This is a genomic window from Paenibacillus radicis (ex Gao et al. 2016) (genome assembly GCF_014641555.1).
In the GTDB taxonomy this organism is placed as follows: Bacteria; Bacillota; Bacilli; order Paenibacillales; family Paenibacillaceae; genus Pristimantibacillus; species Pristimantibacillus radicis.
In genome coordinates this window covers 146186-159355 of the sequence record NZ_BMHY01000010.1, presented here as the reverse complement: position 1 = coordinate 159355, position 13170 = coordinate 146186, and the positions used below count along the sequence as shown (strand labels likewise).

The 13170-nt window shown below is 49.3% G+C and carries 13 protein-coding genes; 9 read left to right on the top strand and 4 right to left on the bottom strand.

All coding sequences use genetic code 11. The features are described 5' to 3' along the window. Positions 1-59 precede the first annotated feature (59 nt). Entirely contained in the window at positions 60-1997 is a 1938-nt protein-coding gene (locus IEX98_RS22230) for an ABC-F family ATP-binding cassette domain-containing protein (protein WP_188891538.1), read from the bottom strand. 156 nt (positions 1998-2153) lie between these two features. Between IEX98_RS22230 and IEX98_RS22225 the strand changes: the two genes are divergently transcribed. The 8 genes from IEX98_RS22225 (at position 2154) to IEX98_RS22190 (ending at position 8484) form a co-directional block, all read left to right on the top strand. Continuing rightward, the gene (locus IEX98_RS22225) at positions 2154-2765 is read left to right on the top strand and encodes a 5-formyltetrahydrofolate cyclo-ligase (protein ID WP_188891535.1); all 612 of its coding nucleotides are present in this window, start codon (positions 2154-2156) and stop codon (positions 2763-2765) included. 32 nt (positions 2766-2797) lie between these two features. Then, positions 2798-3301 carry a cyclic pyranopterin monophosphate synthase MoaC gene (gene moaC, locus IEX98_RS22220; protein ID WP_308421819.1) on the top strand — a complete coding sequence of 168 codons (504 nt, stop codon included), beginning with the start codon at positions 2798-2800 and terminating at the stop codon, positions 3299-3301. 39 nt (positions 3302-3340) lie between these two features. Beyond that, positions 3341-3835, top strand: a complete 495-nt coding sequence (locus IEX98_RS22215) for a MogA/MoaB family molybdenum cofactor biosynthesis protein (RefSeq protein ID WP_188891698.1) — start codon at positions 3341-3343, stop codon at positions 3833-3835. Continuing rightward, positions 3832-4872: a molybdopterin-binding protein gene (locus tag IEX98_RS22210; protein ID WP_229692321.1), complete on the top strand. Its 1041-nt coding sequence runs from the start codon at positions 3832-3834 to the stop codon at positions 4870-4872. The genes IEX98_RS22215 and IEX98_RS22210 overlap by 4 nt, the downstream gene beginning before the upstream one ends. Before the next feature lie 42 nt (positions 4873-4914). Further along, on the top strand, positions 4915-5151 hold the full coding sequence (gene tatA, locus IEX98_RS22205; protein ID WP_188891531.1) for a twin-arginine translocase TatA/TatE family subunit: 237 nt from the start codon (positions 4915-4917) through the stop codon (positions 5149-5151). Between the two features lie 38 nt (positions 5152-5189). Continuing rightward, complete coding sequence (gene tatC / locus IEX98_RS22200; protein ID WP_188891529.1) at positions 5190-5999, top strand: twin-arginine translocase subunit TatC; 810 nt, start codon at positions 5190-5192, stop codon at positions 5997-5999. A gap of 714 nt (positions 6000-6713) precedes the next feature. Then, positions 6714-7874: a YhgE/Pip domain-containing protein gene (locus IEX98_RS22195; RefSeq protein ID WP_188891527.1), complete on the top strand. Its 1161-nt coding sequence runs from the start codon at positions 6714-6716 to the stop codon at positions 7872-7874. 19 nt (positions 7875-7893) lie between these two features. After that, a complete protein-coding gene (locus tag IEX98_RS22190) occupies positions 7894-8484 on the top strand; it encodes a TetR family transcriptional regulator (protein WP_188891525.1) in 591 nt (196 codons plus the stop codon). 69 nt (positions 8485-8553) lie between these two features. On the opposite strand, the gene isdG is transcribed toward IEX98_RS22190, so the two are convergent. Genes isdG through IEX98_RS22175 form a run of 3 tightly spaced genes read right to left on the bottom strand, consistent with a single transcriptional unit; the run spans position 8554 to position 11623 of the window. Continuing rightward, positions 8554-9666 carry a heme oxygenase gene (gene isdG / locus IEX98_RS29455; RefSeq protein WP_188891523.1) on the bottom strand — a complete coding sequence of 371 codons (1113 nt, stop codon included), beginning with the start codon at positions 9664-9666 and terminating at the stop codon, positions 8554-8556. Then, entirely contained in the window at positions 9663-10661 is a 999-nt protein-coding gene (locus tag IEX98_RS22180; RefSeq protein WP_188891521.1) for a FecCD family ABC transporter permease, read from the bottom strand. Before IEX98_RS22180 ends, isdG begins: the two co-directional genes overlap by 4 nt. After that, a complete protein-coding gene (locus IEX98_RS22175; protein WP_188891519.1) occupies positions 10658-11623 on the bottom strand; it encodes an ABC transporter substrate-binding protein in 966 nt (321 codons plus the stop codon). Before IEX98_RS22175 ends, IEX98_RS22180 begins: the two co-directional genes overlap by 4 nt. Before the next feature lie 469 nt (positions 11624-12092). On the opposite strand from IEX98_RS22175, the gene isdC reads away from it, so the two are divergent. Beyond that, positions 12093-13157, top strand: a complete 1065-nt coding sequence (isdC, locus tag IEX98_RS22170; RefSeq protein WP_188891517.1) for a heme uptake protein IsdC — start codon at positions 12093-12095, stop codon at positions 13155-13157. Positions 13158-13170: the final 13 nt, after the last annotated feature.

The following is a 13170-nucleotide window of genomic DNA, read 5'->3' as shown; positions in this document are numbered from 1 at the left end:
TAATTGCAACCAATGACGAGTCCGTTATTAGAGTCATGTTTCGGAGCTTTATGTTTTTGCTATTCGCTAAGCTGTTCCCATTCCTCATAGGCAGCCGCCAAAGCGGAGCGATGTTTGTCGATTTGAGCCTGAATTTCTTGAATCCGCATATAATCGTTAAATATGGAAGGATCGGTAAGCTGTACTTCGAGCTCAGCGATCTGTTCTTCTAACTCGCTGATGGTCTGCTCGGTCTGCTCCAGCTTGCGTAGTCGGGACCGCTCCTCCCGCTTCGCTTGTTTATCGATTTCGTAAGAGGTAGGCGCTGTTGTCGATGTCTGCTGTTTGTTGGAGGCAGCAGCTAGCTTGGCAGCGGCTTCCCGGCGAATCTCTTCAAGCTCGGCCTTTTTCTCAATCATATCGTCGTAATTTCCTAGGAAATGTTCGGTTCCATTTGGAGACAATTCGACAATGCGTTCAGCCATTTTATTTAGGAAATACCGGTCATGAGATATAAATAGCAACGTTCCTTCAAAATCGAGTAAGGCGGCTTCCAGAACCTCTTTGCTGAACAAATCGAGATGGTTGGTCGGTTCGTCCAGAATGAGCACATTGGCTTGCAGGAGCATGAGCTTAGCTAGCGAGACTCTCGCTTTCTCGCCGCCGCTTAGTGAGCTGATCCTTTTCAGTACATCTTCACCGCTAAAGAGAAAGCTTCCCAGCACCGTGCGAATACGAGCCTCTTCCAGGTGCGGATACTCGCTCCATAGTTCCTCAAGCACAGTATTGGAAGGGGTAAGGCCAGTTTGCTCCTGGTCATAGTAGCCAAGCTTGACGTTCGAGCCCCAACGCACAGTCCCGGTTGTAGGCTGGCGTTGTCCAACAAGCACTTTAAGCAAAGTCGATTTGCCGATGCCGTTTGGTCCAATAAGTGCTACAGTCTCGCTTCGTTGAAGCTGAAAGGATACCTGACGGAATAACGTACGGTCGCTGTTCTCGTCGAATTTGACTGACAAGTCAGCGACATCAAGCACATCTTTGCCGGTATGGCGCTCGATTTGAAACATAAAGTTCGCTTTTTTCAAGTCACCAAGCGGCCTGTCGAGTACATCCATTCGATCCAACGCTTTACGCCGGCTTTGCGCGCGTTTTGTTGTCGAAGCTCGTACGATGTTTTTTTGAATGAATTGCTCCATTTTGGCGATTTCATCCTGCTGTTTTTCGTATTGCTTCAGCTCGGATTCATATTCGGCTGACTTTAGTTCCATATATCGGCTATAGTTGCCAGTGTAGCGTTTGGCAGCATGACGTTCGATCTCAATGATAGTCGTCGCCAGCGCATCTAGAAAATAGCGGTCATGGGAAACGACGAGAATGGCGCCAGAGTAGCTGCGTAAATAGCCTTCCAGCCAAGTCAGCGTCGGGATATCTAAATAGTTGGTCGGCTCATCGAGCATGAGTAAATCAGGCGATTGCAATAAAATCCGGGCAAGCGCAAGTCGGGTTTTTTGCCCGCCGCTTAATGTAGCAATTCGCGTATCGGACGGAAACTCTCCAAATCCCATGCCGTGAAGCACGCTATTAATGCGCGTATTCATTTCAAATCCGCCTTGCTCACGGAACCAGTCAGAGCGGCGGGCATACCGTTCGAGTATTTCTTCGTACCGCTTCGGCTGATTATGAAGCTCGGGATCAGCGATTTGCTGCTCGAGCTGACGAAGCTCTTGCTCGGCGTCTAGTAAATGAGCGAAAACGGCACGCATTTCCGCTTCAATCGTACGGTCGGATTGCAAGCCGCTGTTTTGGGCTAAATAACCGATCCGAGTTTCTTTTGCTTTATGAATGGCGCCGGAATCAAAGCTCAATTCCCCGGCAATGATTTTTAGAAGGGTAGACTTGCCTGCGCCGTTGACGCCGACTAGCCCGACTCGCTCGCGTTCGAGCACCTGCATGGATATATCTTGCAATATGACATCGATGCCATAGCTTTTACGAATATTCGACACTTGAAGCAGCATATCAACAATACCTCCACCAAATAATGGCAAGATGCGGGGATGCTTGCCGTTTCATTCTATATTACCACAAACCGCCGCCAACATTGGCGAAAGTTGCATAACAATGGTAAACTACAAGTAACGAAAAGGGAATGACGGGAAGGCTGAGACAAACCCATGGACGAGCAATTGCACTTGGCTGCCGGCCTAGACAAAAACATGCTGCGTCAGAAGATGCTGGCGGCACGAAATAGCTTATCGGCAGAAGAATGCGCGGAGAAATCGGCTGTAGTATGCCGGTATTTAGCCGAATGGCTGACGGAAAAGGCTGCTAAGCGCGTGATGTGCTATGCGCCGTTCCGATCCGAGCTGGATACGAGGCCTCTCATGGAATGGGCTTGGCAATCGGGGCTTGGAGTTGTACTGCCAAGAAGCGAGCCCGCTGATCGTTCTATGTCGCTTCATCTTATTTCACGGTGGGAGGATTTGATTGCCGGAGCTTACGGCATCATGGAGCCCGATCCTGCCGCTAGTCCCGCTCTTGCGGAGCAGGAGTGGCCAAGGATCATTATCGTTCCAGGTGTAGCATTCGATAGCTGCGGCGGACGTCTCGGTTATGGCGGCGGTTATTATGACCGGTTTGCCCAGCGGCTTGGAGATGAGAGTGTATGGATCGGTGCGGCCTTCGATGTCCAACTGATGAGTTTGGAGATGGAGAAGCTGCCGATGCAGCCTCATGATAAGCGGATGGATGGGCTGATTACGGAAAGCGGCTTGCGCTTATTTTGAGTAAAGAAATCATTATAAATGGGGTGACCATGATGGAATTGACGCATTTCAACCAACAAGGCAGGGCTAAAATGGTCGATGTTAGCGAGAAGGAAATGACCTCTCGTACCGCGGTCGCCCGAACGAAGGTTATCATGCATGAGGAAACATTAACTCGCATTAAGCAAGGGGCAATTGGGAAAGGCGATGTGCTTGCCGTATCGCAAATTGCCGCCATTATGGCAGCCAAAAAAACATCGGATTGGATTCCGATGTGCCATCCGCTTCCGTTGACAGGGATAGACGTTAGTTTTGACGACAACGGCAAGGATGAGCTTTACATAGAAGCGATGGTAAAGACAACTGGGAAGACTGGCGTTGAAATGGAAGCCTTAACGGCCGTTTCCGCTGCTGCTCTGACCGTTTATGATATGTGCAAAGCGCTTCAGAAGGATATGATCGTTGGACCTACTTATTTAGTATCAAAAACTGGCGGGAAAAATGGCGATTACCGCGTGGATGCAGAAAAAGAAAAAGAAAAAGAAGAAGAAGCCTAGCAGCTTGTCAATGAGCCGGGACGGGAGGAATGGATAATGTTGGAGTGGAAGGTTGCGATTTTGACAGCAAGCGATAAAGGCTCGCGCGGCGAGCGGGAAGATACGAGCGCGCAAGTCATTCGCGAGCTTGTAGAGGAGGAACTTGGCGGGGAAATCGTCGATTATCGGATCGTCCCTGACGAGCAGGATGAAATTATGGCCGCCATCATTGAAATGACCGAATATTATCAGGCGGATCTCGTGTTGACGACCGGCGGCACTGGGCTGGCAGCTAGGGATATAACGCCGGAGGCGACGCTCAAAGTCGTAGACCGGCTGGTACCAGGCTTAGCTGAGGCGATGAGAATGGGAGCCTTGCAAAAAACGCGCAGAGCGATGCTTTCACGCGGAGTTTGCGGTATTCGCGGACAAACGCTGATTATAAACCTGCCGGGAAGCCCGAAGGGTGTGCATGAGGGATTGATGGCGATTATGGATCAGCTCCCGCATGCTTTGGAGATCGTCTCCGGGAGATACGGGGAACACAGCGAATGAACGAAAGCAATGAGATGAGCGGTAAAGCCGGGGGCTCGGTTCTGCAGGAGGTTCCAGTCAGGGATGCAATTGGCATGAGGCTGGCGCATGATTTGACTCAGATTTTGCCCGGGAAATTTAAGGGGCGGCTGTTCAAAAAGGGCCACATCATAACGGAAGCGGATATTCCAAGTTTGCTCGATATTGGCAAAGAGCATATTTATATCTTGGAGCTTGGTGCTGAAGAGCTTCATGAAGATGATGCTGCTGAGAGAATGGCTCAAGCTTTGACTGGAAAGGGCATCACAACGACTGAACCGCATGAGGGTAAAGTGAATTTGAAGGCTGCCGAGCTAGGGTTGGCTTATGTGGATGAGACGATCGTTTGTGCTATTAACAGTATTGGCGAAATTGCATTGGCAACGGTGAAAGCGAATACGGTGCTGCAAGCCGGCAAGTCTATAGCGGCAACGAGGGTCATACCGCTGGTAGTCGATAAAGCAAAGGTAGAAGCTGTGGAGAGGCTGGCGGCAGAATATCGTGCCGCGAATGACGGACAAGCACCGCTCCGCGTTAAGCCTTTTCGCAAGCTGAGGATTGGTCTGCTGACGACTGGAGGAGAAGTGTTCTCCGGCAGGATTCAGGATAAATTCGGACCGGCTGTTCGCGCCAAAGTGGAAGCATTCGGCTCAGAAATCGTCGAGCAGCGATTTGCGCCTGACGACCGACAAATAATTGTCAAGGAAATACACTATTTGCTAGAGCAACGTTATGATATGATACTCGTAACGGGCGGAATGTCGGTAGATCCCGATGATCGCACACCGGGCGCAATCAAAGCGTCTGGCGCACGAATAGTCAGTTATGGAACGCCAATGCTGCCTGGATCGATGCTGTTGATAGGATACATAGGAGAGGTCCCGATTATGGGCTTGCCAGGTTGCGTGATGCATGATCCCTATACATCATTCGACGTGCTCTTGCCCCGTATTCTAGCTGGGCAGACGATCGTTAGAGATGATATTGTTCAGATGGGCTACGGAGGTTTGCAATCGTAATTCATAATTACAGGGTTTAACATTAATATGGAGGTGTCAAAAATGGGAATTGGAACAACAGGTGTTATCCTGCTCGTGCTCGTTGCTCTGCTGCTGTTCGGACCGAACAAGCTGCCTGAGCTGGGCCGCGCTTTCGGCCGCACGCTGAGAGAGTTTAAGGCAGGCGCGAAAGATATTATGGGTGATGACGATCAGAATGATAAGAATAAGGACAGCAAGCGGATCGATGTAACCGAGAGGGAACATAATGATTCGAACAACAAGCGGCTTCCGGACTAACCGGGCCCGCTTTTTTTGCTGAAAAGGAGGCTATTCAGATGGGAACGTCGCAGCGCGAAGCTTCCGAAGAGCCCTTTGACAGGGAGCGGATTCGGGAAGAAGGGCTCATGCCTCTGCTGGAGCACTTGGGTGAGCTTCGCAAACGAATCATCTATGTGCTGGTTATTGTCGTAATCGGCATGGTGATCGGGTTGATAGTCGCAGACCCAGTCTATACTTTTTTAATGAATCAAAAGCCGGCGAACGGATTGTCACTGCATGCTTTCTCCATGTGGGACGGCATCGGCATGTATATGAAATTCTCGCTCATTATTGCGCTGATTTTAGCGATTCCGTTTACCGCTTTTCAGCTTTGGGCTTTCGTAAAGCCGGCGCTGAGAAAGAATGAACAGCGTGCAACGCTGAAATACATACCGTTTGCGCTCTTTATGTTCTTGTTAGGATTGGCGTTTTCGTATTTTGTCGTATTTCCGCTCGCCTTTCATTTCACAAGAACCGTATCGGCTAATTTGAATCTGGAGGAAACAATCGGGATTACCCAGTATTTCTCCTTCATGTTCAACATTATCATGCCGATCGCATTATTGTTCGAGCTGCCGCTCGTCATTATGTTTTTGACGGCTATTCGCGTGCTGAATCCGCTTCGGCTGCGCAAGCTGCGGAAATTGGCCTATTTCATTATGGTATTTATCGGAGTTGTCGTGACTCCCCCTGATTTCATATCGGACATTCTGGTGGCGATCCCGCTCATCCTTCTTTATGAAGTCAGTGTGTTCTTATCCGCTATGGTGTATAAGAAGCAGCTTGCAAGGGATAAGCAGTGGGAAGACGATATGGAGTTTGACTAACGATAAGAACTAGCACGGTAAGGCTGTCGAGAGTAACTCGACAGCCTTTTTTGTTTTGTATGCAGGGGATGCTGCAAGTTCCGGGCTCGCTGCGCGTTTCGGTCCAAGCTGCCATTCTAGATTCTATTTTCACATCGTATACACGATGAAAATGAAGTGAATCGCCAAAAAGTCATCATGAACTCGAAACACTCCGCTCCCCCTTTCGCACCGCACAACATGTTCAAAACAAGACGGCCAGACAGCCAGACAGCCATTTCCTCAGTCTAACCTCGCAAAAGGAAAAGGAAGGGAAAAGGAAAGGGAATGGGATTCATTCCCGTTTTCCGCTCCGCAGTAGAAATTAGCGAATCGACTTCGCTGTTTAACGAGGACGAATTCGCAAATAATACAGAAAATAGAGGGATTCGAGTCGCCATTCAGCATTAGCGAAGTGAATTTCGCAATCGGAGAAGCTAGGTTCTCCAAAAGCGAAATTTAGTTCGCTGTAGCCAGAGCCGGCACAATTTAGTTCGTCTACAGCGAAATTAGGATTCGTTCTTTTGCGAAGCAGGTTCGCTATAGGCTATGCAGCAGCAAGAGGAAAACTGTCCTTGAGGACAGTTTTTTCATGTTAGTATTGACAGCCGCATAGGCCAGGAGTATGATTTAAACAAACGTTTTAAACAAGTGTTTAATGCGGAAATAGAGAATGCAATAGGGAGTGGATTTTAGATGAAAACAGCTTTAAAAGCTTTTTTTAAACGGCCGACGACGATCGTTGGTATCGTTACAGCACTTATGTTCCAAGTTATTTTTTCGGTCATCTGGATGACCGGATATAACGGCGTAACGGATCGCGCCGACCAATTGAAAATAGCGGTTGTTAATGAAGACAAGCAGCTCGGCCAGCAGGTAGCAGGCACGTTAGCGAAAGGGCTCCCTTTTAATATGTCGCAGCTTTCGAGCTTAGAGGAAGCGCAAAAGCAATTAAATGAACGTGAGCTGCAAATGATTATTTATTTGCCTGCTGATTTTACGCCAAAAGCATCATCGCCGGACAGCAAAGCGGCTGTACAATATTTTATTAATGAATCGAACCCTGCACTAATTAAAAGCATTATGAGCTCGGTCGCGAATCAAGTAACGGCAGAGGTGAATCAGCAAGCGGTTGCTGCAGGTATTCAAGGCGCGCTGGCACAAGCCAACTTGCCTGCTGAACAGGCTGCGGCCGCATCGCAAAGCCTGTCGCAGCGAGTGACAGCCGACATTCAATCGTCGAACAAAGTGAATGGAATGAACAACCAGATGGTGCCAATGATGCTTGTACTGGCATCGTATGTAGGCTCGATGATTATGGGGATGAATCTGGAGCAATCAGGAATGGCAATTAGCGGTCAAGTTGGACGTTGGAACCGTTTCGCTGCCCGGAGCGTAATAAATGTGGTGGCAGCTATTTTCGTTTCCCTGGTAGGAGCATCGCTGCTGGCTGCATTTGGCGGTCAAATGGAAAGTGGCTTCTTCCACTTGTGGCTGTTCCAATTTGTCGTGCTGGTTACGTTCATGTTCGTCTCGCAAATGTTCCTATATCTGTTTGGTATGGCAGGTATGCTGTTTAATATTATTTTGCTATCGGCGCAGCTGGTTACTTCCGGAGCGGTCGTACCTCGCGAGCTGCTGTCAGGTTTCTTCACGGGTCTTGGCGATATACTGCCGGCTACGTACGCCGTAGAAGGCGGAATGAATCTGCTGTTCGGAGGCCCTGGTATCGGAAGCGATGCAGGCGTACTGCTGATTATTGCGGCAATTGCATTCCTTGTCAGCGGCGCAGCAGTTGCACTGAAACGGCAGTCTGCACCGCAACCCTCTGGAGCGTTAGCAAAACAAACCACCTAAATCGACTGGAGACCTTGGCATGAACAACTGTGGCAACAACGATATGAAAGTGCGAATATTGCTTGCGGCCAGAAAATTGTTCGCAAATCAAGGCTATGACGGTACGACGGTCAGGCAAATCTGTGAGGAAGCGGGGGCGAATGTAGCCCTCGTCTCCTATTATTTCGGCGGCAAGGAAAACATGTTCGCTGCGTTGTTTGAGAACTTTTTTCCGAATGAACAAATTGCTTCGATCGGTCCGGACGTAGAGCCGGTGGAAGGGATCCGCATATTGATTAAGGAAGTGACCGAATATCGTATGCGTGAGCCGGAGCTCATCCGGATTATGCAGCAAGAGATTATATTGAATACCCCCCGGATTCAAAAAATTAGAGAGCATGCGATGCCGATCTGGCAACTGCTGAGGAAATGGCTGGAAGCCGGCAGAAAACAAGGCGTGTTCGAGTTTGGATCAACAGACACCGTATTTATGTCTATCGTCGGTGCGCTGCTCTTTTACCGGCATTCAGATTACTGGCGAGCCCTAACGGAAGTAGAGACGGATATGGACGGCTTAATTGCGGAGTTAACCCGATTCATACTCAATGGGCTTCAATACAAATCTAATTAATGCGAGAATCCCCGGCAGCCTTGAACCCAAGGGCTGCCGGGGATTTTTAATTCGCAAGCAAGCTGCGGACTAGGCTTCCAGAGGCAGCGGGTTGCGAACGATTTTTACCTCGTAAAACTGAATTTTATTATCGATAATGTAGTCCGGCGTTTTGCGGTGCTGATGAGACTCACGGAACGCTTCACTGCGAGTCCAGGCTTGAAAGTTTTCTTTGGATTCCCAGCGGGTGACGACCGAAACCTCATCATATTCCTTCGTATTCTCGGTAAGCATGACTTCCAGTCCGAGGAACCCTTCCATGCCTTCGACTTTACCCACCTTGTTAAAGCGCTCAATCAATTTCTCACCGTTGCCCTTTGTAATCTTCGATACGTTCGTTACGATAACCATCGTTTTGTCCTCCTCGAATTTTTTTAGTTTAGGAATGATAATCGGGTAATCTTCCTCGTAGCTGACTTTCGCTTCAAGCTCGAAGACGTCCCGCAGTAACCTGGAAGTAATAACAGTTTTGGGATGACCCGCATCTGCGATTTGTCCGCCATCCATCGCGATTAAGTAATCGCAGAAGGCGGCTGCCTGCTGAAGATCATGCAGCACCATGACAATGGTCAAGTTCAATTGTTTATTTAGCTTCCGCAGCATTTCCATCACGTCGAGCTGATGGGAGATATCCAAATAGGTAGTTGGCTCATCGAGCAGTATGATGCCGGTTTTCTGAGCCAGCGCCATAGCGATTCTCGCTTTCTGCTGCTCGCCGCCCGACAACGTATGGAACATGCGGTCTTCATGACGTAAAATGCCCGTCTGCTTCAGCGACCACTGGACAATCGACTCATCTTCCTCTGTCAGCCGTTGGCGAAGCAGTCCTTGATGAGGAGAGCGGCCGTAGGAAACGAGCTCCCTGACGGTCATATAAGGCGCAGTATCTTTTGCTTGCGGAAGCATGGATATCGTTCGGGCAAGCTCTGCCCGTTTGAATGCCTTTCCTTCCTTCCCATCGATGAGAACGGCGCCGCTATCCGCTTCGAGCAATTGTGCAACCAGCTTAAGAAGCGTTGATTTGCCTGATCCATTTGGTCCGATAATCGCGGTCATTTGCCCCTTGGGGATGGATGCCGTCACGTCGTGCAGACGGAACATACCGCGTTCCAGATCTAGCTCTTTCATTTCAATTGCACTCATCCCATGACACTCCGTTTCCGCAAAAGTAGTAAAAAGAATGGCGCTCCGACACAGGCCAGCAAAATGCCGACGGGAAGCTCGATCGAATCGATCCATGATCTTGCAATCGTATCTGCCAGCACAACAAGTGCCGCTCCGCCACCTATGGACAGAGGCAGCAGAAAGCGATAATCTTCCCCGATTAGCAGTCTTATCGCATGGGGAACGACCAATCCGACGAAGCCGACTAGTCCGGCGACGCTGACGGCAGAGCCGGCAAGCAAAGCAGCCAGCACGATAAGAAGGAGGCGGTGAAGCTCGACGCGTTGACCGAGCAGCTTCGCTGAATCGTCGCTTAGCAACAGCAGGTTAGCCGGCTTAATCGCGATCAGGGATAGAAGGAGACCGACGCTCGCATAAGGCAGCATGAATGAGAGATGAGGCCAGCTTCGTCCGTTAAGTCCCCCAGCAAGCCAAGGCAGCACAGCCTGCACGCGATCGCTGTAGATGACCATCACGCCGTTCATGACGGCGCCAAGCAGGGCGTTGACTGCTACCCCGGCCAGAACGATTTTGATGGGCGAGCTGCCTTTATCCCAAGCTAGCAAATAAATAAGCATCGCGGCGATAAAAGCGCCAGCGAACGCGGACAAAGGCAATAAATAGCTGAATTGCGGCAAAAGCACCATTGTGATGACAGCCGCAAGACCGGCTCCAGAGGAAACACCGATTATGCCGGGATCAGCAAGCGGGTTTCGCATAACGCCCTGCAGCAGTGCGCCGGAAGCTGCGAGACAAGCTCCTGTAAGCAGGCCGATCAGCACGCGAGGCAGTCTTAAATCCATAATGATAGTCCGGTAAGTAGAATCGCCGTCTCCGGTTAGAACGATCCAAATATCACGAAGCGGGATCGGGACCGAGCCATAGCTTATGCCATAAACGGAAATGAGAACGATAAGCGGCAGCATACCAGCAGAGAGCCAGCGTCGTCTTGTTGTACGGGTAGCCAGATTCATGACGGCTGCTTCGCTTTCTCGACGAGCTGATGCAAATCATCTAACGCATCGATGACTCTCGTCCCCGGATTCGTGCCGAACAGCTCGGACGGCAAAATCTCGACCTGGTTGTTTTTAACCGCATCGATCCCGTTCCAAGCGGCATTGCCCTGCATTTCCTTCAAGAAGCCTGCCTTCACTTCTTCCGGATTGCCGTGCGTCATAATAAGAATCAATTGCGGATTCGCTTGCACCACGCGTTCCGTATTGATTTGCGCATACTGCGGGTAGCTCTGCAAAACTGCGAAATCCGAGGCGATATTGTAGCCGCCAGCAAGCTCCAGTAAGTTGCCGCTTAAAGAATTGGGCAGTGCAGCCATGTAAGTACCGGGTGCGCCATATACAATGAGCGTCCTTGTTGACTGTGCGCCATCTGATGGACGATAGTCATTAAGCTTGTCGTCAATGGCGGCAATAAGCTCAGCGGCCTTCGTCTCCTTATGAAGCATTTCTCCGAACAGCGTTATTTGACGTTTGATGTCTTCGACAGAATTGGCGCTCGTCAGTACCATCTTGGAATGAATGCTTTCGATAATCGGAACATCCTTGCTGTTCATCGGATAATGGCCCAATACGACGTCAGGCTTCAGCAGCGTGATACGCTCCAGATCGACCTCATGCGTCGAACCGATTTGGGTGACATCTTGCGCTTCCTTCACAGGGGAAGGGCCGTTTGTCGTCGGTCTTCCGACGAGTGTGCCTCCTAGCGCGTAAACAATATCCATCTCTCCGTTGCTCAGCGCTATGATATGTTGCGGTACTTGGGAAAATGCCACGCCGCGTCCGGCAAAGTCCTTAATGGAGACCGCGGCAGCAGCATTCGGGTGATTCGATAATGAATCTGTCGTGCTTGATGCCTTCGAGGCGCTGCAGCCTGCTGTGGCCAATAAGGCGCATAGTGCCAGAGGTATAAGCTTTCTCATAAAAGCAGCCTCCTCCAAGTTTATTATCATTGATAATCAGTATCAATTGAGTCCATCACATAAATGATAGTGATAATCGTTATCGTCGTCAATAGGTTCTGAGAAATTTTTAGTTTATTTTTCTATTTATTTTTTTTATTGCGGAATGTTATTGACAGGATAATTTTTGTACGTTACGATCACATCGAGCTCAAAATGGTAATGATTTCAACGCTGGAGGCATGCTGTGTAAATAATTATTACGTTGGTTTATTGGAGGATATGCGAGCTGGGAAGCTCTAAACCCTTGCTACATAGGGATTAGGTAAGTGAAGCGAATAATAGAACGTCTATTTTTTTTGTATATTTAATGAGAATGATAATCATTAACTGATAATGCAATTGGAAGTTAATGAATGCGTTGTTTATCGATTTTTATTATTTCATAAACAATAAATATCGATATTTTTACAATATAAGGAGGATAGAAATGAAATTTTTCTGTCGTGCACTTATGTTTTCGCTGCTAAGCATGGCGCTGTTTGTAAGTGCAGTTTCTGTGCAAGCAGCATCCGATCTCGCCGACGGGACCTACTCTATCGTCTATACCGTGCTGAAAGCGGAGGATGATTCCGTATCGATGGCCAATGATTATTGGGAAAAGCCGGCGACTGTATACGTGGATAAGGGCAAGTTGTCCGTTCAGCTTCAAATCAACCACAGCCAATGGGTGAAGGAGTTCAAGGTTGAAGCCGGAGGAAGTTACACGGAGGCGAAGCAGGTTAGCAAAAACGATACGGCAGACACGAGAGTTGTGAAGTTTCAGGTAGACGACTTCTCCAAGCCGGTCATGGCGAAAATCCATGTCATCGTCGAATCGATTGACTATAACCACAAATATACGATTCGAATGGCCTTCGATACCGATTCCTTAACGCTGATCAAAGCGGCTGATAACGTCAACAAGCCAGCGGACAGCGAGTCTAAGCCGACGCCTAAACCGACAGCTAAACCAACAGCTAAGCCGACGGAAGCTGCTGGAGAAGCAGCACCATCTGTACCTGCTGTAAAACCAACAGATCCTACGGTAAAGCCGGATTCCGTGGTAAAGCCTGACTCAAACGCTGGCGGCGTTTCAGGAGCAAAAGCCGGGGAATCTTCTCCTGCTGCCTCTGCCGGGGTGAATGCTGAGAAAGTGGACATTGGAGGCCAATCAACACCTGAGGCAACTTCAATTCCTTCCGAGGAACCGACGGTTCCGGATGTGGAAAATAAAGAGACTGAAAGCAATCAGGCGGTTGATCCTCCCGCTTCCCCGTCTCCATCTGCTGAAAGTACAGATGCGCAAGAACAGCAAGCCTTAGCGAACAGTGAAGGTACGGCCGAAGTCGTGCAAACGGTGGCGGAGCCAAGCAATCCCGCCGGCGATCCAGCTAAAGGCCAAGAAGAAGGCGGACGCAGCAAGACGCTGGTGATTGCTATATTGGCGGTCATTTTGTTGGGCGGCGGTCTTGTACTATTTTTACGCAGCAAGAAAGCAAGCTTTAAAAAATAATGAACAATCATAG